The organism is Candidatus Pantoea deserta, from assembly GCF_003813865.1.
In the GTDB taxonomy this organism is placed as follows: Bacteria; Pseudomonadota; Gammaproteobacteria; order Enterobacterales; family Enterobacteriaceae; genus Pantoea; species Pantoea deserta.
In genome coordinates this window covers 57,697-82,910 of record NZ_RMVG01000019.1, presented here as the reverse complement: position 1 = coordinate 82,910, position 25,214 = coordinate 57,697, and the positions used below count along the sequence as shown (strand labels likewise).

At 57.8% G+C, this 25,214-nt stretch carries 27 protein-coding genes; 12 read left to right on the top strand and 15 right to left on the bottom strand.

Features of this window, described 5'->3' with window-relative positions; genetic code table 11:
• Nucleotides 1-66 precede the first annotated feature (66 nt).
• From BBB56_RS19615 to BBB56_RS19600, 4 genes are all read left to right on the top strand, one after another.
• Entirely contained in the window at nt 67-1,545 is a 1,479-nt protein-coding gene (locus BBB56_RS19615) for a catalase (RefSeq protein WP_123802605.1), read from the top strand.
• A gap of 285 nt (nt 1,546-1,830) precedes the next feature.
• Nucleotides 1,831-2,319 (top strand): Hcp family type VI secretion system effector, encoded by a 489-nt coding sequence (locus BBB56_RS19610; protein ID WP_123802604.1) that lies wholly within the window; start codon nt 1,831-1,833, stop codon nt 2,317-2,319.
• Nucleotides 2,319-2,681 carry a tlde1 domain-containing protein gene (locus tag BBB56_RS19605; RefSeq protein WP_123802603.1) on the top strand — a complete coding sequence of 121 codons (363 nt, stop codon included), beginning with the start codon at nt 2,319-2,321 and terminating at the stop codon, nt 2,679-2,681. Before BBB56_RS19610 ends, BBB56_RS19605 begins: the two co-directional genes overlap by 1 nt.
• Nucleotides 2,678-3,259 carry a hypothetical protein gene (locus tag BBB56_RS19600; protein ID WP_123802602.1) on the top strand — a complete coding sequence of 194 codons (582 nt, stop codon included), beginning with the start codon at nt 2,678-2,680 and terminating at the stop codon, nt 3,257-3,259. The genes BBB56_RS19605 and BBB56_RS19600 overlap by 4 nt, the downstream gene beginning before the upstream one ends.
• An 87-nt stretch (nt 3,260-3,346) precedes the next feature.
• Here BBB56_RS19600 and BBB56_RS19595 read toward each other — a convergent pair whose 3' ends face one another.
• A complete protein-coding gene (locus BBB56_RS19595) occupies nt 3,347-5,698 on the bottom strand; it encodes a membrane-bound PQQ-dependent dehydrogenase, glucose/quinate/shikimate family (protein WP_123802601.1) in 2,352 nt (783 codons plus the stop codon).
• A gap of 517 nt (nt 5,699-6,215) precedes the next feature.
• Between BBB56_RS19595 and BBB56_RS19590 the strand changes: the two genes are divergently transcribed.
• Nucleotides 6,216-7,535: an MFS transporter gene (locus BBB56_RS19590; protein WP_123802600.1), complete on the top strand. Its 1,320-nt coding sequence runs from the start codon at nt 6,216-6,218 to the stop codon at nt 7,533-7,535.
• A gap of 15 nt (nt 7,536-7,550) precedes the next feature.
• On the opposite strand, the gene BBB56_RS19585 is transcribed toward BBB56_RS19590, so the two are convergent.
• From BBB56_RS19585 to BBB56_RS19555, 6 genes are all read right to left on the bottom strand, one after another.
• Complete coding sequence (locus BBB56_RS19585) at nt 7,551-8,165, bottom strand: glutathione S-transferase family protein (RefSeq protein WP_123802599.1); 615 nt, start codon at nt 8,163-8,165, stop codon at nt 7,551-7,553.
• Nucleotides 8,166-8,373: 208 nt separating this feature from the next.
• The gene (locus BBB56_RS23830) at nt 8,374-8,511 is read right to left on the bottom strand and encodes a hypothetical protein (RefSeq protein ID WP_233593069.1); all 138 of its coding nucleotides are present in this window, start codon (nt 8,509-8,511) and stop codon (nt 8,374-8,376) included.
• 553 nt (nt 8,512-9,064) lie between these two features.
• Nucleotides 9,065-10,357: a PQQ-dependent sugar dehydrogenase gene (locus BBB56_RS19570; RefSeq protein ID WP_123802598.1), complete on the bottom strand. Its 1,293-nt coding sequence runs from the start codon at nt 10,355-10,357 to the stop codon at nt 9,065-9,067.
• Nucleotides 10,358-10,369: 12 nt separating this feature from the next.
• The gene (locus BBB56_RS19565; RefSeq protein WP_123802597.1) at nt 10,370-10,777 is read right to left on the bottom strand and encodes a DUF2231 domain-containing protein; all 408 of its coding nucleotides are present in this window, start codon (nt 10,775-10,777) and stop codon (nt 10,370-10,372) included.
• Nucleotides 10,778-10,904: 127 nt separating this feature from the next.
• Complete coding sequence (locus tag BBB56_RS19560; RefSeq protein ID WP_123802596.1) at nt 10,905-12,020, bottom strand: ABC transporter substrate-binding protein; 1,116 nt, start codon at nt 12,018-12,020, stop codon at nt 10,905-10,907.
• 99 nt (nt 12,021-12,119) lie between these two features.
• Nucleotides 12,120-12,947: an MBL fold metallo-hydrolase gene (locus tag BBB56_RS19555; RefSeq protein ID WP_123802595.1), complete on the bottom strand. Its 828-nt coding sequence runs from the start codon at nt 12,945-12,947 to the stop codon at nt 12,120-12,122.
• A 322-nt stretch (nt 12,948-13,269) separates the two neighbouring features.
• On the opposite strand from BBB56_RS19555, the gene BBB56_RS19550 reads away from it, so the two are divergent.
• The 6 genes from BBB56_RS19550 to BBB56_RS19525 are packed head-to-tail and all read left to right on the top strand — an operon-like array spanning nt 13,270 to nt 19,650.
• Nucleotides 13,270-14,424 (top strand): mandelate racemase family protein, encoded by a 1,155-nt coding sequence (locus BBB56_RS19550; protein WP_123802594.1) that lies wholly within the window; start codon nt 13,270-13,272, stop codon nt 14,422-14,424.
• A gap of 57 nt (nt 14,425-14,481) precedes the next feature.
• Entirely contained in the window at nt 14,482-16,113 is a 1,632-nt protein-coding gene (locus BBB56_RS19545) for an ABC transporter substrate-binding protein (protein WP_123802593.1), read from the top strand.
• Nucleotides 16,110-17,135 carry an ABC transporter permease gene (locus BBB56_RS19540; RefSeq protein WP_123802592.1) on the top strand — a complete coding sequence of 342 codons (1,026 nt, stop codon included), beginning with the start codon at nt 16,110-16,112 and terminating at the stop codon, nt 17,133-17,135. The genes BBB56_RS19545 and BBB56_RS19540 overlap by 4 nt, the downstream gene beginning before the upstream one ends.
• Nucleotides 17,132-18,037: an ABC transporter permease gene (locus tag BBB56_RS19535; RefSeq protein WP_123802591.1), complete on the top strand. Its 906-nt coding sequence runs from the start codon at nt 17,132-17,134 to the stop codon at nt 18,035-18,037. Before BBB56_RS19540 ends, BBB56_RS19535 begins: the two co-directional genes overlap by 4 nt.
• A complete protein-coding gene (locus BBB56_RS19530) occupies nt 18,009-18,875 on the top strand; it encodes an ABC transporter ATP-binding protein (RefSeq protein WP_123802590.1) in 867 nt (288 codons plus the stop codon). Before BBB56_RS19535 ends, BBB56_RS19530 begins: the two co-directional genes overlap by 29 nt.
• Nucleotides 18,876-18,885: 10 nt before the next feature.
• On the top strand, nt 18,886-19,650 hold the full coding sequence (locus BBB56_RS19525) for an ABC transporter ATP-binding protein (RefSeq protein ID WP_199756269.1): 765 nt from the start codon (nt 18,886-18,888) through the stop codon (nt 19,648-19,650).
• 42 nt (nt 19,651-19,692) lie between these two features.
• Here BBB56_RS19525 and BBB56_RS19520 read toward each other — a convergent pair whose 3' ends face one another.
• Complete coding sequence (locus BBB56_RS19520) at nt 19,693-20,331, bottom strand: RpiB/LacA/LacB family sugar-phosphate isomerase (RefSeq protein ID WP_123802588.1); 639 nt, start codon at nt 20,329-20,331, stop codon at nt 19,693-19,695.
• Between the two features lie 137 nt (nt 20,332-20,468).
• Here BBB56_RS19520 and BBB56_RS19515 point away from each other — a divergent pair, with 137 nt between their 5' ends.
• The gene (locus BBB56_RS19515) at nt 20,469-20,807 is read left to right on the top strand and encodes a cupin domain-containing protein (RefSeq protein WP_123802587.1); all 339 of its coding nucleotides are present in this window, start codon (nt 20,469-20,471) and stop codon (nt 20,805-20,807) included.
• On the opposite strand, the gene BBB56_RS19510 is transcribed toward BBB56_RS19515, so the two are convergent.
• From BBB56_RS19510 to BBB56_RS19480, 7 genes are all read right to left on the bottom strand, one after another.
• Nucleotides 20,804-21,229 (bottom strand): thiol-disulfide oxidoreductase DCC family protein, encoded by a 426-nt coding sequence (locus tag BBB56_RS19510; RefSeq protein WP_123802586.1) that lies wholly within the window; start codon nt 21,227-21,229, stop codon nt 20,804-20,806. The genes BBB56_RS19515 and BBB56_RS19510 overlap by 4 nt on opposite strands.
• A 107-nt stretch (nt 21,230-21,336) precedes the next feature.
• Nucleotides 21,337-21,933 (bottom strand): P-loop nucleotide/nucleoside kinase family protein, encoded by a 597-nt coding sequence (locus BBB56_RS19505; protein ID WP_123802585.1) that lies wholly within the window; start codon nt 21,931-21,933, stop codon nt 21,337-21,339.
• A complete protein-coding gene (locus BBB56_RS19500) occupies nt 21,930-22,367 on the bottom strand; it encodes a PTS sugar transporter subunit IIA (protein WP_123802584.1) in 438 nt (145 codons plus the stop codon). The genes BBB56_RS19505 and BBB56_RS19500 overlap by 4 nt, the downstream gene beginning before the upstream one ends.
• A gap of 9 nt (nt 22,368-22,376) precedes the next feature.
• Nucleotides 22,377-22,646 (bottom strand): hypothetical protein, encoded by a 270-nt coding sequence (locus BBB56_RS19495; RefSeq protein WP_123802583.1) that lies wholly within the window; start codon nt 22,644-22,646, stop codon nt 22,377-22,379.
• A gap of 54 nt (nt 22,647-22,700) precedes the next feature.
• Complete coding sequence (locus BBB56_RS19490; RefSeq protein ID WP_123802582.1) at nt 22,701-23,543, bottom strand: class II fructose-bisphosphate aldolase; 843 nt, start codon at nt 23,541-23,543, stop codon at nt 22,701-22,703.
• Nucleotides 23,530-24,897, bottom strand: coding sequence for a PTS sugar transporter subunit IIC (locus tag BBB56_RS19485; RefSeq protein ID WP_123802581.1), 1,368 nt, complete (start codon nt 24,895-24,897; stop codon nt 23,530-23,532). The genes BBB56_RS19490 and BBB56_RS19485 overlap by 14 nt, the downstream gene beginning before the upstream one ends.
• Nucleotides 24,890-25,204 (bottom strand): PTS sugar transporter subunit IIB, encoded by a 315-nt coding sequence (locus BBB56_RS19480; protein ID WP_123802580.1) that lies wholly within the window; start codon nt 25,202-25,204, stop codon nt 24,890-24,892. The genes BBB56_RS19485 and BBB56_RS19480 overlap by 8 nt, the downstream gene beginning before the upstream one ends.
• Between the last annotated feature and the right edge of the window lie 10 nt (nt 25,205-25,214).

Below are 25,214 nucleotides of genomic sequence, written 5' to 3'. Positions count from 1 at the left end.
CGGCAGAGCCACAATTCTTAACTACGCTTAATGGTTGCCATACCCCTATAAAAATGGAGAGAACTTATGAGCAATGATGAGCGTAAACCGACAACCACGGACGCTGGCATTCCCGTCGCCAGCGATGAACACTCGCTGTCGGTCGGCCCTGACGGCCCGCTGGTATTGCACGACCACTATCTCATTGAGCAGATGGCCAATTTCAACCGTGAGCGTATCCCTGAGCGCCAGCCGCACGCCAAAGGCAGCGGCGCGTTCGGCTACTTTCTCGTCACCGATGATGTCAGCAAGTACACCAAAGCCGCCGTGTTCCAGCCTGGCACGCGCACCGACGTGCTGCTGCGCTTCTCTACGGTGGCTGGCGAACGCGGCAGTCCGGATACCTGGCGCGATCCGCGCGGTTTCGCCCTGAAGTTCTATACCACCGAAGGCAACTACGACATGGTGGGCAACAACACGCCGGTCTTCTTTATTCGCGACCCCATGAAATTCCAGCACTTCATCCGCTCGCAAAAGCGTCGCGCCGACAATAACCTGCGCGATAACGATATGCAGTGGGATTTCTGGACCCTTTCGCCGGAGTCGTCACACCAGGTCACCTGGCTGATGGGCGATCGCGGCATTCCGAAAACCTGGCGGCATATGAATGGCTACTCCAGCCATACCTATATGTGGGTTAACGCCCAGGGTGAAAAATTCTGGGTGAAATACCACTTCCACACCGATCAGGGCATCGAGTTCCTTACCCAGGAGGAAGCCGATACGCTGGCCGGTCATGACATCGACCACCACACCCGCGATCTGTTTTTCTCCATTAAGGAGGGCAAGTTCCCCAGCTGGACGCTCTACATGCAGATCATGCCGTTTGCCGAGGCGGAGACCTATCGCTATAACCCGTTCGACCTGACCAAAGTCTGGCCGCACGACGACTATCCGCTGATTAAAGTGGGCAAGCTGGTGCTGGACCGTAATCCGACCGATAACCACGCGCAGATTGAACAGGCCGCCTTTGAGCCGAATAACCTGGTGCCCGGCATCGGCCTGAGTCCGGATAAGATGTTGCTGGGTCGCGTCTTCTCCTATGCCGATGCGCACCGCCACCGCCTTGGCGTCAACTATAAGCAGATCCCGGTTAATGCCCCACAGTCGCCGGTTAACAGCTACAGCAAAGATGGCGCGATGCGTATCCACCCGGTCTCCGATCCGGTTTATGCGCCAAACAGCAAAGGCGGTCCGGCAGCGGACGGCGAGCGTTATCCTACCGATTCCACCTGGGAATCCAGCGGCGATATGGTGCGGTCCCCTTACACGCTGCGTAAAGACGACGACGATTTTGGTCAGGCGAATACGCTGATTAACAAGGTCATGGATGAAGCCGCGCGCGAGCGTCTGGTTAATAACGTCAGCGGCCATCTGCTGAATGGCGTCGAAGAGCCGGTGCTGTCGCGCGCCTTCGAGTACTGGCGCAATATCGATCAGGCCGTGGGCGACAAGATTGCGCTGAAGGTGCTGGAAGCGCGTTCGAAACGTCAGGCGCAGGCATAACTAAGGTTCAGGACAAAAACGAAAAGCGCCCCGCTGGGCGCTTAGAGGTCCCTCAGAAGCATCGTCTGTTATGATGATGCTTAGACAAGCGCTGGCGTATTGATGATGTAGTTTTCGACCATCGTGCGATTAAATAAATCGCCGAAAATAAACGCAAATGAATTACTGGTTAAATTAATTGTCGACTTATTAATTTGACATGCATCAATAAATATTCATATTTATATTTATTCGCAGAAAAACATGCTACTAATCCCTTTTTAACGACAAAAAGGAATTTGGCAGATGGCTCCCCCCGTTTATCTGTGGCTTGAAGATGAGGAAGGAAAATTAATAAAAGGAGGTGTTGATTTACCAGGAATGGAAGGAAGTATTGAAGTCAATGAAATCATGTACTCTGTGGAACAATCCGCTAACTGGATGAATGGTGATATCACAGCGAAGCGGATATACAGTTCCTTTGCATTTATGAAAAGCATCGATGGCGTGACGCCTTATCTCTACAAGGCTTTGTCTTCTGGTAAAACCTTTAAAAAGGCTGTCTTCAAATTTTACCGAATCAACTACAGCGGGCAGGAAGAAGAGTACTTCAGAACGACCCTTGAGAACGTAAAAATAACAGAAGTAGAACCTTTTATGATGAACATAAACAATGCGCGATGGGTAAGGAGCGATCACCTTGAATACATTGATTTAGCTTTTGAAAAAATCACATGGCATTATCTGGATGGCAATATTATCTACTCTGACTCATGGAAAGGACGGACAGCATAATGACATGGAAATATGATGTTGCAACACACACATTTACGCGCAATGGTGAAACTTACCCCGCTGATTATGCAGGCGCAACAGGGTATAAAAACGACAGTTCTCAAGAGTGCGTAAAAAATAAGGGGCCTCTTCCACGGGGAAATTACACCATCGGCGCGCCTTACAACTCAGCCCACACGGGAAAATACACGCTTAACCTTACCCCTTCTCTGAGCAATGCGATGTGTGGACGGTCTGCTTTTCGTATTCATGGCGCGAGCAGAAAGCGTCCGCTTGATTCGTCAGAAGGTTGTATTATTGCGCCAGTTAGTGTCAGAAAAAGCATCTGGGCTAGTGGCGACCGGGAGCTTGAAGTCAAATGAAGTTTATCTTTTTTCTTTTTACTTTTACGGCTTCCCCGGCAGTGCTGGCGGCACAGATGCAAGGTTTTGGTGCCAGCTACTATCAGGATGTTTTACCTGACTCTTATTACGACACAAACATAAGCCTTGTGCCTGAAGTGACGGTGGGTGACAGACTATATGCAATGGAATCCAGTCGCCTTAGTGATATTGCCAAAACGGCAGGCGTGATGGTGAATAAAGACGATCGGGCGTCATGGCTTTGCCTGGCGTCACAGGATATAAGCTACTGGTTTATTTCTGATAATGAAATGGGGCATGGAGACTTAACCGCTATTGCCATTGCCCGAACCAGACAGCATAAGGAGTGCTCCTCCTTTAAAGGCAAACTCAGCGTTTCGGTCAGGGGCATACTTCTGCCTGAGGCATCACGAGAGAAGATTTTATCTTCGTTTTCTCACAAACCCACTGGCGACATAATTCAGTATTGTCATGATACCCGCCGCGACGGCGAGTTTACTCAGATGAACTGCCTTCAATACTTTCTTGAAGGCAACCATGTTAAAGGTCTGCTCATTAGTCAGCTTACATCAAGTTAAGCATCAGAAAGGCACAGAGGCGTGGTCTGACTGTTTATCGTCCCACCCTCCTCTATGCCCGGCTTTATTTATGAGAAGCCGTCTGTATTACTTCAGGCGGAACGCCACCACGCTGTCACCGCTTTTGGTGCCCAGCGAACCGTGTCCGCCTGCCGCAATTACCACGTACTGCTTGCCATCTTTACCCATAAAGGTTGATGGCGTGGCCTGAGCGCCTGCATCCAGCTCGGTTTGCCACAGCAGCGCGCCGGTGCTGCTGTCGTAAGCGCGCAAAAAGTTATCCGCCGTTGCGCCGTGGAAAACCACATCCCCTGCGGTCACCAGCGGGCCGCCGTGCGCCACCATGCCCATCGGGAAACCAATCGGAAAACGCCCCGGCAGGAAGCTGGTGTTAAGGTTTTTGGTGGTGCCGATGCGGCGCAGCCATTCGGTTTTGCCGGTTTTCAGGTCAACGCCCACCATACGACCCCACGGCGGCGCGATACAGGGGATGCCCAGCGACGAGGCAAACTGCTGAATGTGAATGGCGTAATCGCCGTGGAAGTTTTCATTCCAGTAAGGCGTGCCGTCTTTGGTAAACAGACGCTCGGTGGCGGTCGCTGGCGTACGCTTGATCAGATTGTATTTATAAGCCAGGCGTACCGGCGCGGCAATCAGCAGCTGACGCTCTGGATCCACCGCGACTGAACCCCAGTTAAAGACGCCGATATTGCCAGGGAAGATCAATGAGCCTTTTTCCGTGGCGGGCGTCCAGGGGTTGCCGTCGTAGCGCAGCTCGCGGAAGCCGATGCGGCAGCTCATCTGATCGAACGGTGAAATGCCCCACATTGCCTTTTCCGTTAACGGCTGCGGAATAAAGTTCAGGCTGGAAACCGGCTGCGTGGCGGCAAATTTTTCCCCTGCCACGCCGCCTTCCGTGGAAACCTTCATCTGAGTGACCGGATAAATCGGCTGACCGGTCAGGCGATTAAGCACAAACAGATTGCCGGTTTTAGTCGGCAGGATCACCGCAGGCTGAGCGCTGCCCTGGTAGTCGATGTCCACCAGCGTCGGCTGAGACGGGTTATCGCGGTCCCAGAGATCGTGATTAGCGCTCTGATAACGCCATTTAAAGGCGCCGGTTTTGAGATCCAGCGCCACCAGCGCATCGCGGAATTTTTCCGTGTTGCTGCTGGCATCGCGATCGATGCCCACCTCATCCGGCGAGGCATTGCCGAACGGCACATAGACCAGGCCATTCTTCAGATCGGCGCTCAGCGTCGCCCAGGCGACCGGCGTATCCTGCGGATAGGTCGCATCCGCCGCGATGGGCTGGGTAGCCTCCGGATGAGCCGGATCGAAGTTCCACACCAGGCGGCCGGTGGTGGCGTCCCAGGCGCGGATTACGCCCGATGGATTACCGCGGTTAAAGCCGTTATCCATCACCGAACCGCCGACAATCACCAGATTGCCTGCCACCAGCGGCGCAGAGGTTTGCATCAGCGCGTGCGGACGCACCTCGCCCATGTTGACGTGCAGATCAACCACGCCATTCTGCCCGAAGTCAGCGCACGGTTTGCCGCTGTCGGCATCCAGCGCCACCAGCTGTGCGTCCGTGGTTGCGTTGAAAATGCGTTTGCGGCAGAGCGCAGGCTGCGTCGCCGCCCCGGCGGTCGCGCTGCCGCCATCGTAGTAGCTCACGCCGCGACAGGTCTGATGCTGCTGCATATAGGAGCGATCCTGCGGCGGCGCATATTTCCATTTCACCGCGCCGGTTTCCGGATCGAGCGCGTGCACCTCGTTATGCGGCGTACAGAGATAAAGCATGCCGTTGGCTTTCAGCGGCGTCGCCTCAAAGGTGTATTCCGTCGCATCATCGCTTTTACGCAGATCGCCGGTATGGTAAGTCCAGGCCACCTCAAGATCTTTTACGTTATCTTTAGTGATCTGCTTCAGCGACGAAAAACGCAGCGCGTTGGTGGAACCGCCATAGGCCGTCCAGTCACTGCCCGCGCCGGTCGAGGCTGACGGCGTGCGCGCCGTGGTAATGGTCCCCTGCTGCGGCAGCGGATCGTAAAAGCACAGGCCGATAACCAGCGCAATCATGATCGCCACGGTAGCGCCGAGGAAAGGATGGAACCGACGCTGAGTCAGCGGACGCACCACCCAGGGCAGCGCCAGCCACACGCCAAGCAGACCAAACAGGTCCCCGCGTGGGATCCACTGCCATTTATCGAAGCCGACTTCCCAGATCATCCAGAACAGCACGATCCACATCAGCACGGCATAGAGCGACAAGGCGCTGCGTTTATTTAAAAACAGCAGGATCGCCGTGAGCAGTAAACCTGCCGCCATCAGCGCATAGAATGCGCTGCCGCCCAGCAGCAGAAGCTTTCCGCCCATATACAGCATCGCCACGGCGATAATCGCCATCACAATACTGGTTAGCTTATTAACCATGATCCCTTTCTTCCTCATTCAAGGTGGAAATAAAATAAATACACATAAGTTCAACGTTATTTTAACTTAAGTAAATTTTTCGTAAAAACAGGAGCTTTGCTGAGTCTTTAGCATGGCTAACGGATTTAACAGGGTGACATGCCTGCTACAGGGCGTAACGGCGGGCAGCAGCAAAGAATGGTACGGCAGGGCTTATAAGTTTCTCGTATTTACCGCATCTTTTGTTCAAAGCAGTGACAATTTATTTTCACAAATTTAACCTCTGCGGGTTTTTATTAGCCGGACCTGGCGCGCGGGTTCCCTGTCCAGCCGCCCCTGTATGCTCTCCACGAGCGCAGCCGCGCAGAGGTTTTACCCGCCCGCCCCGCCTGAACGCACCGTTTTGATGCGCAGGCGAATAGTTTGCCTGCTTATTATTTGGTCTGACTCCCCCTGAAGCGCGTAAACCGGGACCGTCAGCCTTCTGGCATCTATCTTGCTTAATCCCTGCTGACCCTATTTTTGCAGGAGACGCAGTATGCAGCCGAGTCGCTATCGTTACGTTATTTTTTCCCTGTTATTCCTTGTGGCGCTAATTAACTACATCGACCGTGGCGCGCTGTCATTTGCGGCCAATGCGATTTCGCAGGAGTACCACTTCAGTAAGGTGCAGCTAGGCGCCGTGCTGGGCTATTTCGGCTTTGGCTATCTGTTCGGTTCGCTGTGCGGCGGCTTCCTCGCCGATCGGCTGGGCACGAAGAAGGTCTGGCTGATGGCGGGCGTGCTCTGGTCGCTGCTGGAGATCGCGACCGCGTGGGCCGGCGATTTGGGTATGGCGCTGTTTGGCGGCTCGGCCATTATGGGATTTGCCGCCCTGCGCATTCTGTTCGGCTTTTCCGAAGGTCCGGCCTACGCGCTGATGAATAAAGCCATTGCTCACTGGGCGCCGGATAACGAACGCGGCTTCGCGCTGAGCATTGGTCTGCTCTCTACCCAGATCGGCTCGCTGCTGACCGCGCCGATTGCGGTCGGCCTGCTGCTGCTGACCAACGACTGGCGCATGATGTTTATTTTGCTTGGAGCCTTCTCCCTGCTGGCGATGCTGCTGTTCGCGCGCGCCTTCAGCGATTCGCCTGAGCAGCAGTCCGCCGCCAACGCTGCAGAGCGCGCGCTGATCCGTGACGGACAGCGACAGGAAGCGCAAGGCGAGACGCCGCTGCCCTGGTGGCGCTTCTTTACCAGCCGGACGCTGGTGTGCAATGCGCTGGGTTACTTCTCGTTTCTCTATATCACCTTCACGCTGGTGACCTGGCTGCCCAAATATCTCCAGGATAGCTTCCACTACGATCTGCACTCGCTGTGGTATGTGGCGATGATCCCCTGGAGCGGCGCCTGTATTACTGTGCTGCTCGGCGGTCGGATCGCCGATCGCCTGCTGGCGCGCTTTAACAATCTGCGCCTGGCGCGTAACCTGTTCGCCGCCGTCACGCTGCTGGGCACGGCCTGCTGCTTTATGGCGATACCCTACGCCGGTTCGGCGGCCGCCATTATTGCCCTGATGACGCTCGGCAACGCCCTGAACGCCATGGTGAATAATGTCTACTGGTCCGTGGTGATTGACGTAACACCCAAAGCTTCGGTGGGCGCATTCAGCGGCATGACGCTGGCCATCGCCAATCTGGCCTCCATTATCTCCCCGATGCTGTGCGGCTGGCTGGCAGAGTATTACGGCTATAATGCGATGTTTACCGTCACCGCCGTAATTGCGCTGGGGAGTATGCTGGCAATGACGCTGCTACAGCCGGAGAAGCGGCTTCAGCCGCAGGCCACAACCGGCGTGGCGCAGCAGGCGCTGTAATAATGACGCGGCGCGCTACAGCCCGTTGCGCGCCACCACGCTCTGCAACTCTTCTCTTTTTTTAACGCGCTGAGCAATCGCCCACAGCCCCGGCGTCTCTGTCTGGAACCAGGCTTCGCGCGGCTGCCAGCGCACCATTACCGGCAGATAGGCATCCAGCAGGGAGATGCTGTCGCCCAGCAGATAGTCGCTGCCGCCGATCTGGGTTTCAAGCCAGCAAAAGCCGCGTTTGCGCTGCGCATCCGTGCTCTGCTTTAACTCTTCCGCCCCTGCGACGGTCCAGCGCTGCGGATAGTCGCCATAGGTAAAAGTGGGATAGATCGTCGTAACCAGCCACACCAGCCAGTGATAGAAGCGCTCACGCTGCGGCGTGCCGGCGGGCGGGATCAGCGAAGGATGACGATCCGCCAGCATCAACGCAATGGCGGCGCTCTCCGTCAGCACCGTGCCGTCATCTTTTTGCAGGGTGGGCACCTGCGCCAGCGGATTCAGCGCCAGCAGCTGATTGCGCGCGTCTCCCGGCTGGTCAAAGCCAGACACATCCACGAAGCGATAGGGTTCCTGACACAGGCAGAACATCAGTTCGCTAATGGCCGATCCCCACCCCGGTACCCCATAAAGCGTCAACATACGGCTCTCCTGTAAGGTTGCGACCGGTTAAGTGTAGTCAGCCTTGACGTTCGCAGACGCGCTCAATATCGCCGGACCGGGAATCGTCCAGGCTGGCCAGCGGCCTGCTCCACCAGGCAATCCGCTGCAACCGCCTGGTAATGGCCGGAGTAAAGCGCTGACGGATCGGCTGCGCCGCCGACCATGCTGTATAACGAACGCGTTTTCGTTACCACCGCCCGTCGCCGATCGTCACGACCGGCAGCACAATGACGGCGTGGCCTGGCCAGCCATCGTTGCCGACCATCACGCGCGGCGCCGCGTTCGGCAAAAAGTTCTGCGCGGCGGAAACGGGCAAAGATGACACCGAGAAGACAGCGGCATGTCAGGCGGAAAACCCACGAAAAAAGGCGGAGTGGTTAGCTCCGCCTTGATTCAAGTTCCGGCTAGTGTGCCTGGCCGGTCAGTTGCAAAAGGGCAACGATGATCTGCAAGATGACCCGGACAAGATCCAGGAGCAATCTAATCAGTTCCATCACTTTCCTTCTCCTCTAACAGGAGTGCGCTGTTCGGCTACCGAGGCTTTGACTCTACCCGCCGGGCGCCTGAGCACATCTTTGTGGAGAGCGCTGAGCGGCACTCATTGCTAAAGCCACAGGCCAGCACCACCTGGTACCTGCCGGGATTTGTAAAACCGCGCCCCTGGGAGCAGCCAGTCAGCAAGAGGTCAGGCTTCGCGCTCAACACCTGTATAACCATACAGTATTTTGATGAAACTTGTAATATTTCTCTGCGCTATTTAGAATCGCAGGTGTGGAGAGTGCTGAGCACCTCGTTCGTGGCGCGGTTACCAGCCGTTAAGCGAACAGAAAAAAAAAGGATTTGGCCATGACGCCAAATCCTTTTTTTATGCCTGCGATTTACTGTGCGCTGACGCGCCAGACGGTATTGCTCGCGTCATCCGCAATCAGCAGCGCGCCCTGCCGATCCGCCGCCAGCCCGACCGGCAATCCACGCACCTGTTTCTGGTCGTCGGTAAGGAAGCCTGTGACTACCGGCTGCGGCAATCCCACCGGCTTACCGTTCTCAAATTTCACCCAGACCACCTGATAGCCGTTAAGCGGCGTGCGGTTCCAGCTGCCGTGTTCGCTGATAAAGGCCCCGCCGCGATACTGCGTCATATTCTCACCCTGATAGAAGAGCAGGCCCAGCGGCGCAACATGGGAACTGAGGGCATAGTCCGGCTTAATCGCTTTTTCGACCAGATCGGGACGCTGCGGCTGCGCGCGCGAATCGACATGCTGCCCGAAATAGCTGTAGGGCCAGCCGTAAAAGCCATTCTCCCTCACGGACGTCATATAGTCCGGCACCAGATCGGAGCCGATCTCGTCACGCTCATTGACGATAGCCCACAGGCGATTGCTCTGCGGCTCCCACTGCAACCCGGTCGGGTTACGCAGGCCGGTGGCGTAAACGCGGGTCGCGCCGCTGGCGGCATCCACTTCCAGCACCGCCGCGCGATGGTATTCCGCGCCGATGCCATTCTCCGTAATATTGCTGTTGGAGCCGATGCCGACATAGAGTTTGCTGCCGTCCGGGCTGGCTACCAGCGCCTTGGTCCAGTGGTGATTAATCGGGCCGCCCGGCAGATCGGTTACCCATTGCGGCGGCGTGCGGATCTCCGTTTCGCCTTCCTGATAGGGAAACTTCACCAGGCTGTCGGCGTTGGCGACATAGAGCGTATTGCCGACAAGCTGCATACCGAAAGGTGAAAACAGGTTTTCGATAAAGGCGTGCTGTTCCCATTTGCCGTTGACGTTGCGCAGCAGCGTAATGCGATTGCCGCCCTCGCCGCCTTTGCCGGAGGCTTTCTGGACAATGCCCATAATCAGCTGCTTAGGCCGCGTGGTCGGCTTGGCCGGACCGTTGGACTCCGCCACCAGCACATCGCCGTTCGGCAGCGTCAGCAGCTGGCGCGGATGCTTAAGATTTTCAGCGATCTTTTCAATCTTCAGCCCCTGCGCCACTTTTGGCATTTCTCCCTGCTTCCACGGCACGCCTTCCGGCACCTGCATCGGCGGCATAAAGAAGTTCTTCGCCTCAGGCAGTTCCGGATTGGGACCCATCTGTTTTTGCGGGTCGAGCTGCGCGCCGCTGTCACAGCCAGCCAGCAGCGCGGTCAGCGCCACAGCGATAAGCGTTTGCTTTTTCATCGGTGCTTCTCCTTAAGCCGTGCGCTGGCGCAGCGCGAGTTGAACATTGGCGATCAGCATCAGCGCCACCACGATGGTTGACAGCGTTACGCCTGACGGCACCACGGCGTACGCGTCGCGGCTGTGCACAAAGGCATTCACAATCGCCAGCACAATGGCCAGCAGCGTGATCCAGAAATGCACCTTCTCCTCGCGACGGCTGCCGCGAAACAGATAAATCAGCGCGACAAGACGCGGCAGAATGGCGATAACCAGCCCGATGGCGATCAGCCAGCTGGCGGCGTGCGTCCACTCCACGACAAAACTGTTGAGGTAAATAATGTCGAAGATCCATGCCGCTACAAAAAAGCCGAGCGGAACAGGTTCGAACAGCGAGTAAAGCGCCACGGCCAGGGCCGATCGTCCTGAGGTTCTGGTCATTCTCATCTCCATATCATTAAGCGTTACAGCGCATAAAATGCGCTGCGCCTGTAAAATATTAGTAAATATGAAGAAAGATGACGGAAAGATTCAGCGCAGAATGCGGCCTCCCTGCCGCGAAAGGCGCTTAGCCCTTGTCCGCAGGCAGCGTGACCCAGTATCCGGGCTGATAAGGCAGCGGTAAAAATTTCTGGTGAAATTCACGGAAGGTGGCGTCAGGATCGATATCGGCAAAAAGATCGGGATGCAGCCATTTAGCCAGCGCCTGAATGGCGACAAACTGATAGGGACTGTCGTAGAACTGATGCCAGATAGCGTGCGCATGGCCGTTGTGCGCCACCGGCAGCGTTTTAAAGGCGTCGCGCATCATCAGCTGTTGCAGTCGCTTTCTGGCTTCACTGACGTCAGCGCCTGGTCCTACGCCAACCCACTTGCCCACGGTATTGTAGTTTTTCCAGTTGGCGCCGGTCACCACCACCACATCAGGACGGCTGGCGATAATCTGCTCCGGGTTAAGGGTGCCGAAGGTGCCGGGGATCAGATCCCTGGCAATATTCTGGCCGCCTGCCAGCTCAACCATCTGGCCGAAGTTTTCATTGCCGAACGACATACAGCACTCGTCGGTGTAGCCGCCTGCGCGGTCAATCATCACGGTGGGACGCGCGCCGTGAAAATCCCTGAGCCGCGCGGTGACGCGTTCAATCTGCTGCTGACGAAAGTCGATAATCTCCTGCGCGCGCGCCGGTTTATTCAACAGCTCGCCCATAATGCGAATGCTTTTTTCCGCATTGACCATCGGCGCTTCACGAAAATCGATAAACACCACCGGGATGCCGACCGCCTGAAGCTTCTCGATCAGTTTGCCCTCATCGGTGGCCGCTTTCGATTCCAGATTCATCAGCACCAAATCAGGCTTCAGGGTCAGCGCCTGTTCGACGTTAAAGGTGCCATCCTTTGCGCCGCCAAAGGTCGGTAGCGCCTTGATTTGCGGATAGCGTTTTTCATACGCCTGATACCCATCCCAGTCCGCTTTATGAAAATCATCGCGCCAGCCCACCACGCGCTGAAACGGCGCTTCGGTATCGAACGCCGCCAGCAGGTAGATCTGCCGTCCTTCCCCTAAAATAATGCGTTTTGATTCGGTGGCGACCTCGACCTGACGGCCTGCCACATCGGTGATGGTTTTGGCCGCAGCCGTCCCCGTTAAACACAACAACCCCAGCGCTAACATCCATTTCTTCATCAAATTAACCCACAAAAATGATAATGAGAATTATTAATGTAAACCGCCGTTACTATCACGCAAAATGGGCTGAAGGAAAAGAGGTAGCGCGAAAAGTTTTTATGGCGCGTCCAGCAGGCCCAGCTCGCGCCGGTCATGGCTGCAAAACAGCGTGACGCGCGCGTCGGTTTGCAGCGAAAGCGCGCGCAGCCGCTGCTGGTTATGACGCCAGGCCTCGCGGTCGCTGCACATCATCCATTGATAGAAGCGCAGGCCAGGGGTGCAGTGCCGCTGCGTGTGGCGCATCTCTTCGCGATAAAACCAGGCGTCGCCGCCGTGCAGCAGCCAGCCGTCGCCCTGACGCACCGCAACGCCGGCGTGTCCCAGCGTATGACCGGGCAGCGGCACCAGCAGTACTTCGTCGTGGAGATCGTCCAGCGCCCTGACCGCGTCAAAGCCAAACCAGCGTTCGCCGCCAGCGGCATAGCCGCGCCAGCCGCTGTGGTTGCCCCACTGCTGTGGGCGAAAGCGCTGCCGCTGCAACCAGCTCTGCCGCACCGGCGCGGTGTCCAGCTCGCGTTGCAGCAGATGCACCCGCGCCTGCGGAAAATCGCTGATGCCGCCCGCATGGTCAAAATCCAGATGCGTCAGGATGATGTGGCGCACGTCCTCTGGCCGAAAGCCAAGATCGACGATCTGCTGCCAGGCGCTGAGTTTGCGATCGAACTGAATATTGTTGAACAGGCGAAAGAAGCCCGACAGCCGATAGCCGGGCCGCGCCATATCCTGCAAGCCGATACCGGTATCTACCAGCACCAGCCCGTGCGCATCCGTTTCCAGCAGCAAACAGTGGCAGCTGAGATGCGCCAGCGCCGAACGGCTGAAGCCGTCGTACAGCGCGCCGCCAAACGGACACATGCAGCCGCAGTTAAGATGATGAACACGCATATTTCTCTCCTTGCCTTTCGCCCTCTCGACCAAAAAGCCGGTTAATGATGAACGGGTGAGTTCAACAATAATGGTTCTCCCTGCCGTATCTGCAAGCGTGAGCGGCACAATGCTGCGGGATAACTGGCGATGCGGCCTTGCTCACAATTTCACCAGGGTTCGTGAATCTGTTCACATTCGCCTGTGCGCCTGCCTGAATATGCCGCTGCATTTACTGCGCTTTGGCTAATGCGTAAACAAACAGTGAACGCTAGATTACGAAATGAAACACCGTTTTACTTTTATTTCACATCCTGCGCGAGCCGCATAAGGAGTCTGTGCCGTGAAGATCAGCGCCATTGAGGTCACTCACTTTACCTTTCCCAGCAAACGTCACTCAGACAGCGCCGGTCACTCTCATCCTGGTGAGGAAACCGACGCTCAGATGGCGATGCTGACCCTGACCACCGAAGAAGGTGACAGCGGATACGCCTTCGCGCCTCCGGAAGTCATTCGCTCCCATGTAGTCAACGCCTTTTTTCGCAAGGTGTTGATTGGGCAGAACGCCTTCGACCGCGAGCGTCTGTGGCAGGCGCTGGCGCACTGGCAGCGCGGCAGCGCGCATCAGCTTACCGAGCGCGCGCTCTCCGCCGTCGAACAGGCGCTGTGGGATCTGACGGGCCGCAAGCTAAACCAGCCGGTGCACAAGCTGCTGGGCGGCTATCGCGAGCGCATTCCCGCCTACGGCAGCACCATGTGCGGCGATGAGCTGCCCGGCGGGCTGGCGACGCCCGATGACTATGCGCGCTTCGCCGAAAAACTGGTCGCGCGCGGCTATAAAGCGATCAAGCTGCACACCTGGATGCCGCCGGTGGCTTTTGCGCCCAGCCCGCAGATGGATATCAAGGCCTGCGCCGCAGTGCGCGAGGCGGTGGGTCCCGACATCGTCCTGATGCTGGATGGCTACCACTGGTACAGCCGCAGCGAGGCGCTGACCATCGGCAAGGCGCTGGAAAAGCTGAACTTCAGCTGGTTTGAAGAGCCGATGGAAGAAGAGAGCATGGCCTCTTACGCCTGGCTGGCGGATAACCTCAGCATTGACGTGCTGGGACCAGAGAGCCTGGGCGGCAAACATCACAGCCGCGCCGACTGGGTGCGCGCCGGCGCCTGCGACATTCTGCGCGCTGGCGCCAACGGGGTCGGCGGCATCAGCGCCACCATGAAAGTCGCCAGCCTGGCAGAGGCGTTTGGCATGGACTGCGAAGTGCACGGCAACGGCGCCGCCAGCCTGGCGGTGGTCGGCGCCATCCGCAACTGTCGCTGGTACGAGCGCGGCCTGCTGCACCCGTTTCTCGACTATGAGCAGCCCCCTGCTTATCTCAACAGCCTGATCGATCCGATGGACGACGAGGGCTACGTACCGCTGCCGAACCGACCGGGTCTCGGCGAAGACATCAATTTCGGCTGGATTGAAACCCATACGCTTGATCGCTGGTAACGCTGAGAGAGAAGTACAGCAAATAACAATAATCCTCTGACCTGCTGGACTGACTTTATGACTATCCGTACCCGCTGCGGCGCGTGGCTCGTCACGCTGCTGCTGCTGGCGGGCAGCGCGTCGCTACAGGCGAAGACGCCTGACGACCAGCTGATCGTCGGCATGAATATGAATAATCTGCTTACGCTCGACCCCGCCGCCATGACCGGTAATGAGGTGGTCGGCATCGTGGTCAACCTCTATGACGGCCTGGTTGAGCTGGATCCCCGCCAGCTGACGACGGTAAGGCCCGCGCTGGCGGAAAGCTGGCAGATCGCGCCGGACAACCGCTCGCTCTCTTTCCGGCTGCGCGACGGAGTGCGCTTTCACTCCGGCAATCCGCTGACCAGCGCGGATGCGGTCTGGTCGATGCGCCGCGTGCTGCATCTGAATCTGGCGCAGGCGTCGGTCTGGAAATCCTACGGCTTCACTAAGGATAACGTTGACCAGATGATCGACGCGCCGGATGCGCAGACGCTGGTGGTGCGGCTGCCAAAGCCCAACGATCCCCGGCTGGTGCTCTACTCGCTCGCCGCGCTGGGCAGCATGGTGGTGCTAGACAGTAAAACCGTGCAGGCGAACGCGGTAAATAACGACTGGGGCAACCGCTGGCTGACGACGCACGCGGCGGGTTCCGGGCCGTTTCGGCTCGACGGCTGGCAGGCGAAAGACGTGCTGACCATGAGCCGCGCGCCGGGCTACTGGCGCGGTGAGGCGAAGATGCGGCGCGTGGTATTTCGCCATTTACAGGAGTCACAGACCCTGCGCCTGATGATGGAGAAAGGGGATCTGGATATTGCCAGCAATATCCAGATCCCAGACGTGCGCGCCCTGCGCAACGATCCCGACCTCAGCATCCACAGCGTGCGGCGCGGCACACTCTACTATCTGGCGATGAGCATGAAGGATGCCCATTTCGACAGCCCGAAGGTGCGCGAGGCGATCCGCTATCTGGTCGATTACCAGGGCATTAACAAAAGCCTGATGACGGGTTACGGCATACTGCATCAGCGCCCGATCCAGTCCGGCATGCCCGCGACTCTGCCCGATCCCGGCTACCGGCTGGATATTGCCCGCGCCCGCGCGCTGCTGGTCGAGGCGGGCTATCCCGACGGCTTCGACACCACGCTGCGCGTGCTGGCCGATCAGCCGTTTCTTAACGTCGCTATCGCCATTCAGTCCACGCTGATGCAGGCGGGGATCCGCGCGCGCATTATCACCGGCACCGGCAACCAGATTTACGGCGCGATGCGCGATCGGCAGTTTGGCCTGCTGGTCGGACGCGGCGGCAGCGGCGTCGAGCCGCATCCGCATTCCAGCCTGCGCTCGCTGGTGTATAACCCGGACAACGCCGACAGCGCGCGCCTGACCAATTTTCAGGGCTGGCGTACCGGCTTCTATGACGCGCAGCTCAACCGCATGATCGATGAAGCGCTGGTTGAACGCGACGCCGAGAAGCAGCGGCAGGCCTATTTCGCGATCCAGCAGCGCTACGATCGGCTGATCCCGGCGCTGATGCCGATCTCGCAGATGGTCGATTCGGTGGTGGTCAACAACCGGGTGCAGGCGTATCAGCCGCATCCCTCCGCCACGACCTTTTTACGCGACGTGTGGAAAACGCCGGAAAGCCTGGCAGGAGGTACGCCATGATTGCCGCTCTTTCCCTGCTGCGGCGCGTCAGTAAACGCGGCGCGCAGGTGCTTGTCACCCTCTCTGGCCTGCTGCTGCTGACCTTTTTTATTGGCCGCGTGATGCCGCTCGATCCGGTGCTGGCGATTGTCGGACCGGACGCCGATCAGGCGACCTGGCAGCAGGTTTATCATCAGCTCGGCTTCGACAAACCGCTGTGGACGCAGTTTGGCATCTACCTTAACGGCCTGCTGCACGGCGATCTGGGCCATGCGCTGCTGACCGGGCAGCCGGTCAGCCAGGATATCCTGCGCGTCTTTCCCGCCACCCTGGAGCTGGCCACGCTGGCGATCCTGATTGGCGCCGGGCTCGGCGTGCCGCTTGGGGTGATCGCCGCCGCGCGCCGCAACGGCGCGCTCGACTACGTGGTGCGCGTGGTAAGCCTGGCGGGCTATTCCACCCCGATCTTCTGGGTCGGAATGATGGGGCTGCTGCTGTTTTATGCCCATCTGGGCTGGGTCGGCGGCGCGGGACGCGTCGACTTTAGCCTTGAGGGTGTGGTGCCGCGCCGCACCGGGCTGATGCTGGTGGATGCGCTGCTGGCAGGCGACAGTCAGGTTTTCTGGAACGCGCTAAATCATCTGGTGCTGCCCGCCTCGCTGCTCGGCTTCCATTCCCTGGCCTATATCAGCCGCATGACGCGCAGCTTTATGCTGGCGCAGCTGTCGCAGGAGTTCATTCTCACGGCGCGGGTAAAAGGACTCACCGAATGGCAGGTGATCTGGCGGCACGCCTTCCGCAACATCCTGGTGCAGCTGCTGACGGTGGTGGCGCTCGCCTATGGTTCGCTGCTGGAGGGCGCGGTGCTGATCGAGACGGTGTTCTCCTGGCCGGGCTTCGGCTCCTACCTGACCGGCAGCCTGATGCTTGGCGATATGAACGCGGTAATGGGCTGCGTGCTGGTCGTCGGCCTGATCTTTGTGCTGCTTAACCTGCTCTCTGACCTGCTCTATCAGGTGTTTGATCCGAGGACCAAAGTATGACGCTATCGATCGATACGCCGCAGGTAAGCGCCGCGCGTGAGCGGCTGGCGCGCTGCCAGCGCTTCGCCGCGCGCGCCGGACATTTTCTCTGGCGCATGGCCTGTAATCCGCTGACGGCCATCGGCGGCGGCATTGTGCTGCTGCTCTGTCTGGTGGCGCTGTTCGCTCCCTGGTTCGCCCCTTATCACCCGCTGGTACAGGACCTCGACAACGCGCTCAGCCCGCCCGGGGCGCAGCACTGGTTCGGCACCGACGAGTTTGGCCGCGATATTTTCAGCCGTCTGGTGTGGGGCGCGCGCATTACGCTCTATATCGTTCTGCTGGTGTCGGTGACGGTCGGCCCGATTGGGCTGCTGCTGGGCGTCACGGCGGGCTATTTCGGCGGTAAGGTGGATGCGGCGCTGATGCGCATCACCGACATTTTTATCTCCTTTCCCAGCCTGGTGCTGGCGCTGGCGTTCGTCGCCGCGCTCGGCCCTGGACTGGAGCATGTGGTGATCGCCATTGCCCTGACCGCCTGGCCGCCGATTGCCCGCCTGGCGCGCGCGGAAACCCTGTCGCTGCGCCAGGCGGATTTTATCTCAGCCGTGCGTTTACAGGGCGCGTCGCCGCTGCGCGTGCTGTGGCGGCATATCGTGCCGCTCTGCCTGCCGTCGGTGATTATCCGCATCACCATGAATATGGCGGGCATCATTCTCACCGCCGCCGGACTCGGCTTTCTCGGTCTTGGCTCGCAACCGCCCGCGCCGGAATGGGGGGCGATGATCGCCAGCGGCCGCACCTACATGCTCGAATGCTGGTGGGTCGTTACCGTGCCGGGTATGGCTATTCTGATTAACAGCCTGGCGTTCAACTTCTTAGGAGATGGCCTACGTGACCTGCTCGATCCCCGCAGTGAATAACGGCGCGCCGTTGCTGGACGTGCAAGATCTGCACGTCAACTTTGTTAACGGACGCCAGCGCACCGCCGCAGTGCGCGGCGTCTCCTTTCAGCTCGGCCGGGAGAAGCTGGCGATTGTCGGCGAGTCCGGCTCAGGCAAATCGACCCTGGGGCGCGCCCTGCTGCATCTTCATCCCGCCAGGGCGCAGATTGAGGCTTCGCGCATGCAGTTCGGCGATGTCGATCTGCTACATGCCAGCGCGGCGCAGATGCGCGCCATTCGCGGCCAGCGCATCTCGATGATTATGCAGGATCCAAAGTATTCGCTTAATCCGGTGATGCGCGTAGGCGAACAGATTGCCGAAGCCTGGCGCAGCCACCATCGCGGTGAGCGCGCCGCAGCGAAAAAGCGCGCGCTGGAGATGCTGGAGGTGGTGCGCATTCGCGATCCCGAACGCCTCTTTCAGCGCTATCCCCACGAGATATCGGGCGGCCAGGGGCAGCGCGTCATGATCGCCATGATGCTGATCACCGAGCCGGAGCTGGTGATCGCCGATGAGCCGACTTCGGCGCTCGACGTCTCGGTGCGTCTCCAAATCCTCGCGCTGCTGGATGAGCTGGTCAGGGCGCGTGGTCTGGGCCTGATTTTTATCAGCCATGACATCAGCCTGGTGCGCAGCTTTTGTGACCGCGTGCTGGTGATGTACGCCGGTCGCGTCGTGGAGTCGCTGGCGGCCAGCGAACTGGATCGCGCGCGACATCCCTATACTCAGGGCCTGCTGGCCGCGCTGCCGGATATTGACCATCGCCGCAGCCGCCTGCCGGTGCTGCAACGTCAGGCCAGCTGGCTGAATGAATAAGGAGCGGAGCATGATTGGCATCGACAATCTGAACCTCAGTTTCGGTGAAGACCGCGCGAAAACCCAGGTGCTGTTTGACGTCAGCCTGAAGGTAGCGCAAGGCGAAGTCTTTGGTCTGGTGGGCGAGTCTGGATCCGGCAAAACTACCGTGCTGAAATGCCTGGCGGGACTGGTTAATCACTGGCAGGGAGAACTGACGATTAACGGCCAGACGCTTCAGCGTCGCATCGATCGCCCCCGTTGCAGGCAGGTACAGATGGTGTTTCAGGACCCTTATGGTTCGCTGCATCCGCGCCATACCCTCGGCGACATTCTGGAAGAGCCGCTGGTGATCCACGGCATCGGCCAGCGTCAGGCGCGGGTCGCCGCCATGCTGGAAAAGGTCGGACTGAATCGCGCCTGGCAAACGCGCTATCCGCATCAGCTCTCCGGCGGTCAGCGTCAGCGCGTCGCCATTGCGCGCGCGCTAATCCTTGAACCGCAGGTGCTGCTGCTGGATGAGCCGACGTCAGCGCTGGACGTCTCGGTACAGGCGGAGATCCTCAACCTGCTTAGCGATCTGCAACAGCAGGGGAACCTGACCTATCTGATGGTGACGCACGATTTAGGCGTGGTGGCGCATCTCTGCCATCGGGTGGCGGTGATGCAGCAGGGGCGCGTGCTGGAGACGCTGGATGTGCCGGCGCTGGTGGCGGATCGCGCCGCAATGCCCTATACGCGGATGCTGGTAGAGGCAAGCCGTCATTATAATCCGGCGCTGGCGAAAGAGACCTGACATAGAGGCGCGCGGCGACAGGCCGCGCGCTCAGAGCGGCAATTACTGCGTAATCTGACGAACGAAGTCGGCGATTTCGGGCACCTGACCGTGTTCGAACAAACAGTGTTGCAGGCGGGGTCCGCTGAGCGCGGTGCGCACCAGCTCAGGATCCAGCGCGCGCAGCGTGTCGAGATAGTTCTCTTTCAGCATCGCCGCTTTGACCTGATTAAGGATTCCGGCGTTGCGCACCTGCGGCTCTTTACGCTCTGGCGGATAGCCCAGCCCTTTTTCACCAGTGAAGGCTTTTTCAAAGATAAAGCGCAGATTCAGCTCCGCGCCCCAGCCGAAGCCTTTGGCAAACGGCAGCGACAGCGCGTTACCGTTATTAATCTGGGCAAACAGATAGGCATCAGCCGGATCGATACAGTAGCCGCAAACCACACCCGGATGCAGATTCAGGGACATCAGCGCGCCCTGACCGGTGCCGCAGCCGGCAATGACAAAATCGACCGCTTTGCTGTTAAGCAGTACGCTGGCCATGATGCCCAGATGAATATAGGTCAGATGGTGATCCTGTTCGTCGCTCATGCCGACGTTAAAGACCTGATGGCCCAACGGCTGCGCCACGTTTTCCAGTTCCTGACGCACGATAGCGTTTTTGGCGGCCTGGCTGTTTTCCATCATTAATGCAATTTTCATGATCTGCCCTTAAGTATTTATGAAACACCGTTTCATTTTAATCAAAAGCGGCTAAAGTGCATGAGTTAATCGCACGCCGGGATGTGAGTAAAGTCACAAAAGCGGCAGCTAACGCCTTTCTTCAATGAGGAGCGAGCATGTTTATTTACCGAACAGAAACACAGCAGGACGATCTGGGCAACGGCGTTACGCGACGTATCCTGGCGCACGGCGGCGCCCTGATGGCGGTTGAAGTCACCTTTCAACAGGGGGCGGTTGGGCCGCTGCACCACCATCCGCATGAGCAGCTAACCTATGTGCTGAGCGGACGCTTTTCCTTTACGATCGATGGCGAGACGCGGGAGGTAAGCGCGGGCGACACGCTTTACAAAGCGCCGCATATTGTCCACGGCTGCGTCTGCCTGGAGGCCGGCACGCTGCTGGATACCTTTACCCCGCAGCGCGAAGATTTTCTGCCGGTTAACCAGCCTGTCTAGCGATGCAGAAAACGGCCGGGATAGTCGGGCGACACCGGATGCTGCGCATCGTACCGGCCAAACAGCCGATAGCGATTGACCGCGATGCAGTTGTAGAAAAAGTTACTGATGAAATGGGGAATAAAGCGCAGCAGCGAGAGCAATCCCCACGGAAACGGCAGCAGCCGCATCACGCGCAGAATAGCCTGAGCGCGAACCCAGTGGCGGTTGCCTTCGATTAATACAATGGTGCGAATATTTTCATCGGGCAGTCCGGCGAAGCGCAGCAGCGCTTTGCCCTCCTCGCTTTGTACCGCCGCGAAGCGTACGTTGCGCGCCAGTTTCCTGCGCAGCAGAAAGTTAACCCAGCCGTTGCAGAGTTTGCAGACGCCGTCATAAAGCACGACCTTTTCACCGGGTTTGATAAAGGGTGGCGTTGGCATAATCCTCTCCTTAAGCAGGCGATGTAATTATTAAGTACGGTCACTATTTGTCGATGCGTCAAGCGACGCGGAACGATAAAAAAACCGGCCCAGAGGCCGGCATAAGGTTAATCCTGCCGAGACAAAGATTTAGTTGCGGCATATGGGCTAAGGCTCGGCGGCTGCAACTGCTCTCTCAGCCAGCGTTCGGCGGCGTTGATGTCAGGATCGACCGCCTCCAGCCGCAGCAGCGGACCCACGCTCATCGGCTGCGCCTGCTCTGCCAGCCGTCGCAGCTCAGGCAGATACTCCGCGCCGGGGTGACCCGGCATGCGGTTTGACAGGCGCGCCTGATAGCGCGCCGCCGCCTCGTCGGGAGAAATCGCCATCCACAGCTCCAGCGCCCGGCTGACGCCTGCCTGCATCAGCCCCTGCTCAAGTACCTGCCTCGGCTGAAAGCCAAACCAGGCGTCAATCAGGTACACGCAGCCTGCGGGAGCCAGGGCGACAATCTTCCAGATGGCCTGATAGGCCGCACAGCCCAGCTGACGATTGCGCTGCCGATCTACCGGCGCGAAACTGGCCATAAACGGCTCTTTCACGCTGTCGAGCGTCAGCACCGGCAAACTCAGCCGCGAAGCGAGCGCCCGCGTCAGCGTGCTTTTGCCAGAGGCGGGAATGCCGTTCACCAGCACCACCTGCTTGTGTTGCGTTGCGAGAGTCATAGGATGTCAATGACCTCCGCCACGCTGCCTGCCTGCCGTAAACGCGCCAGCCTTTCGTCATTATCCAGCAGCGAGACAATGGCGCGGATGCCCTCTTCAATATGCGCGTTGCTGTCGCGCGCGCCGAACATAATCACGATATCCGCTTTATCGCTGCCGTCGAATGAAACAGGCTCCGCCAGCAGCAGCAGGCTAAAGCAGTCTTTCACTACGCCGCTTTCCGGTCGCGCGTGAGGAATGGCGATCCCCTCTTCAAACACATAATAGGCGCCGTGCGTCAGGGTATTGGCGATGACCGCTTCAGGGTATGAGGCGTCAATATAGCCGCCGCTGACCAGCGGCTGCGCCGCCAGCGCGATCGCCTGCCGCCAGTCGCTTACCCTGACGCCAATTTGAATGGCGTTAGCCTCCTGTAATACCTGTTTAATACTCATCAGGTCTCCTCAGACTGATTTGCGAATAATATTTCGCAATTCATCCATCTTGACGAACAGCGCATCTATTTCATGGCGGTAGCGATGGCTTCTGGCAAATAAGCTCAGCGCGCGGTTGTAGGCCAGCATTAATTGCTTTTGCGCCTCGCCGTCACGGAAATTATTATCCAGCCGCTGTTCCAGCGCGTTTATTTCCGCTTTGAGCGCGGCAGCCTGCTGTTCTGTTTTTTCGCTATCCTGCGGTTTATCAGGCGCGGACTTTTTCATAAATCCAAACATAGCGTCTCCTGTCCCGAATCGCGCCGGGCAATAAGGTAATGAGCGAAAAAGAAATTAACGGAACAGCTGAATCTTCTCGACTAAAACGTCAGTCACGGCGTCATTTGCCGGAACCAGGAAATTACGCACGCTGTCGTTCACCTTGCCTTTTTCAAAGGTTTGTTTGCAGCGCGCTACCCACTGCACGTTCATCTCGGTGCCCACATTAACCTTTTCGATGCCGCTACGGACCGCCAGCCGCATATCCTCATCGCTGACGCCGGTGCCCCCGTGCAGCACCAGCGGTATACCGGTGGCGTGGGTAATCTCTGTCAGCCGCTGATGCTGGATATGGGCTTTGCCGGTATAGAGACCATGCACGGTGCCAATGGAAATCGCCAGCATATCGACGCCAGTTTCATGCACAAAGCGTTTCGCATCCTCAACAGAAGTAAAGGCAATCTCTTCCAGAGCCACCACTTTGCCATCTTCCGATCCGCCTATCGCGCCCAGTTCCGCTTCCACCGAAACCCGCCGCGGGCGCGCCATATCGATGACGCGCCGCGTATTGGCGATATTCTCTTCAATCGGCAAATGCGAGCCGTCATACATGACTGAACTGAATCCGGCGTCAATAGCGGTCTGAATCGCCTCTAAATCAGAACAGTGATCGAGGTGCAGACAGGTCGGCACATTTTTACTGGCGGAAAGCGAACAAATAGCGTCAACCAGTAACCTGTGCCCTAAATATTTCGCGGTGCCGGTCGAGATCTGAATCATTAATGGACTGTTGGTCTTTTCCGCCGCTTTAAAAAACGCGGGAAGCATTTCCAGACAGTGTAAGTTAAAAGAGCCAAGCGCCTTAAATTCACGTTGTTTTGCCACCTGTAACAGATCGGTAAAATTATACAGACTCATGGATATTTTCCTCACGGGGTTTAGTGGATTTTCCGTTAACAAACCAGGCGATCAGGGTAATGAAGAGTACAAACAGCGCGACGAACAGCCAGTTGCCCTGGAAGGCGTGCCCCAATACCAGGCCGGTGCTGATCACGTCGGCATCGCTGAACGTCACGCCGGTGAAACCGTAGCTTTCCAGCATCGGCACCAGAATGGCGGGCAAAAAGGTGATAAACAGGCCGTGCACGACTCCGCCGATTACCGCGCCGCGACGGCCGCCCAGCGCGTTGCCGAATACTCCTGCCGCGCCGCCGGCGAAAAAGTTAGTAAGCAGGCCAGGCAGGATCATCGCCAGCCCAAACATCGGAAAGAGAATCATGCCAATGACCGAACCGAGCGTAGTGGCAAGGAATCCCACGATGACGGCATTGGGCGCATAGGGAAACAGCACAGGACAGTCGAGCGCAGGTCTGGCGTCCGGCACGATACGCATGGCAATGCCGCGAAACGCAGGCACCAGTTCGTTCAGCAACAGTCGTACGCCGCTGTACAGCACAAACACCCCGGCGACAAACTGCATTGCCTGCATAAAGGCATACATCAGATAGTTCATGCCGTTGCTGTACTGGGCGATAAAGGCCGGCCCCGCCGCCAGCGCCGGGATGAGGTACATCGGCACCATGACGATGCCCATCGCCAGATAGGTATCCTGCAAGAACTTAAAGTTATCCGGCAGCTTAAGATCCTCTGTGGAGCGCGAGCCTTTGCCGACCACTTTCGCGACGGCCGCCTGAACCAGATAGCCGATGGTGCAGAAGTGACCAAGCGCGATGTCGTCTGAATCGGTAATGCGGCGCACCACCGGCTGCGCCAGCGCAGGCATGACAACGGCCATAATGCCGCCGAAGATGCCGCCGGTAAGAATCAGCGACAGCCCAGTCAGTCCGGCTTTATAGCCAATTACGGTGCCGATAGTGGCCATCCACAGCAGCGCCTGTCCGGTCAGGAAGATATATTTAAAGGGCGTAATACGCGCAATAATAATATTGACGACAAAGATCACCAGCAGCGTTAAGGCCACTTCCGAACCCAGCTCGCGGTTAGCCAGACCGGCAATCGCCGCCACATCGGTAATATAGCCCTGCATACCAAATCCGTGCGTAAAAATGGTATTGAGAAAGGTTAAAGTGCCGACAATAATATTAATGCCAGCCATCATAATTAAAAATCCGAGCAGGGTTTTAAAGGTGCCCTCTACGACCTTCCCTGCGGATTTACGTTGCAGCAGCAGACCGATCAGGGCAATAAAGGCGATCAGAATAGAGGCCTGCCCTAACAGATCCTTGACCAGAAAATTAATAAAACTATTCATGGTTCGCGACCTTAAGATTATGCTCTTTGAGGAAGGCTAAAATCTTCTCTTCGATTTCACCTTTATCAGTCAGCCGGTTCAGTACAATAACGCGCTTCATCTCCTCCGGGCTGGCGTCGGCATTAAGCACGTCGGCAAAGGCTTTTTGCGTTAAAATAATATCAGACTTAAACGCGCTGGCCTCTGAGATAGTGGTATGATCGATGTCAGCGTCTATTTCCAGCTTCTTTAATACCGCTTTGGCGCTCATTTCAATGGCAAAACTGGATCCCAGCCCGCAGCCGCAGACGCATAATATTTTAAGCATGGCAATCTCC

Coding starts and splice junctions, on each gene's coding strand:
- BBB56_RS19615 (WP_123802605.1), top strand. CDS start 67: ATGAGCAATGATGAGCGTAAACCGACAACCACGGACGCTGGCATTCCC.
- BBB56_RS19610 (WP_123802604.1), top strand. CDS start 1,831: ATGGCTCCCCCCGTTTATCTGTGGCTTGAAGATGAGGAAGGAAAATTA.
- BBB56_RS19605 (WP_123802603.1), top strand. CDS start 2,319: ATGACATGGAAATATGATGTTGCAACACACACATTTACGCGCAATGGT.
- BBB56_RS19600 (WP_123802602.1), top strand. CDS start 2,678: ATGAAGTTTATCTTTTTTCTTTTTACTTTTACGGCTTCCCCGGCAGTG.
- BBB56_RS19595 (WP_123802601.1), bottom strand. CDS start 5,698: ATGGTTAATAAGCTAACCAGTATTGTGATGGCGATTATCGCCGTGGCG.
- BBB56_RS19590 (WP_123802600.1), top strand. CDS start 6,216: ATGCAGCCGAGTCGCTATCGTTACGTTATTTTTTCCCTGTTATTCCTT.
- BBB56_RS19585 (WP_123802599.1), bottom strand. CDS start 8,165: ATGTTGACGCTTTATGGGGTACCGGGGTGGGGATCGGCCATTAGCGAA.
- BBB56_RS19570 (WP_123802598.1), bottom strand. CDS start 10,357: ATGAAAAAGCAAACGCTTATCGCTGTGGCGCTGACCGCGCTGCTGGCT.
- BBB56_RS19565 (WP_123802597.1), bottom strand. CDS start 10,777: ATGACCAGAACCTCAGGACGATCGGCCCTGGCCGTGGCGCTTTACTCG.
- BBB56_RS19560 (WP_123802596.1), bottom strand. CDS start 12,020: ATGAAGAAATGGATGTTAGCGCTGGGGTTGTTGTGTTTAACGGGGACG.
- BBB56_RS19555 (WP_123802595.1), bottom strand. CDS start 12,947: ATGCGTGTTCATCATCTTAACTGCGGCTGCATGTGTCCGTTTGGCGGC.
- BBB56_RS19545 (WP_123802593.1), top strand. CDS start 14,482: ATGACTATCCGTACCCGCTGCGGCGCGTGGCTCGTCACGCTGCTGCTG.
- BBB56_RS19540 (WP_123802592.1), top strand. CDS start 16,110: ATGATTGCCGCTCTTTCCCTGCTGCGGCGCGTCAGTAAACGCGGCGCG.
- BBB56_RS19535 (WP_123802591.1), top strand. CDS start 17,132: ATGACGCTATCGATCGATACGCCGCAGGTAAGCGCCGCGCGTGAGCGG.
- BBB56_RS19525 (WP_199756269.1), top strand. CDS start 18,886: ATGATTGGCATCGACAATCTGAACCTCAGTTTCGGTGAAGACCGCGCG.
- BBB56_RS19520 (WP_123802588.1), bottom strand. CDS start 20,331: ATGAAAATTGCATTAATGATGGAAAACAGCCAGGCCGCCAAAAACGCT.
- BBB56_RS19515 (WP_123802587.1), top strand. CDS start 20,469: ATGTTTATTTACCGAACAGAAACACAGCAGGACGATCTGGGCAACGGC.
- BBB56_RS19510 (WP_123802586.1), bottom strand. CDS start 21,229: ATGCCAACGCCACCCTTTATCAAACCCGGTGAAAAGGTCGTGCTTTAT.
- BBB56_RS19505 (WP_123802585.1), bottom strand. CDS start 21,933: ATGACTCTCGCAACGCAACACAAGCAGGTGGTGCTGGTGAACGGCATT.
- BBB56_RS19500 (WP_123802584.1), bottom strand. CDS start 22,367: ATGAGTATTAAACAGGTATTACAGGAGGCTAACGCCATTCAAATTGGC.
- BBB56_RS19495 (WP_123802583.1), bottom strand. CDS start 22,646: ATGTTTGGATTTATGAAAAAGTCCGCGCCTGATAAACCGCAGGATAGC.
- BBB56_RS19490 (WP_123802582.1), bottom strand. CDS start 23,543: ATGAGTCTGTATAATTTTACCGATCTGTTACAGGTGGCAAAACAACGT.
- BBB56_RS19485 (WP_123802581.1), bottom strand. CDS start 24,897: ATGAATAGTTTTATTAATTTTCTGGTCAAGGATCTGTTAGGGCAGGCC.
- BBB56_RS19480 (WP_123802580.1), bottom strand. CDS start 25,204: ATGCTTAAAATATTATGCGTCTGCGGCTGCGGGCTGGGATCCAGTTTT.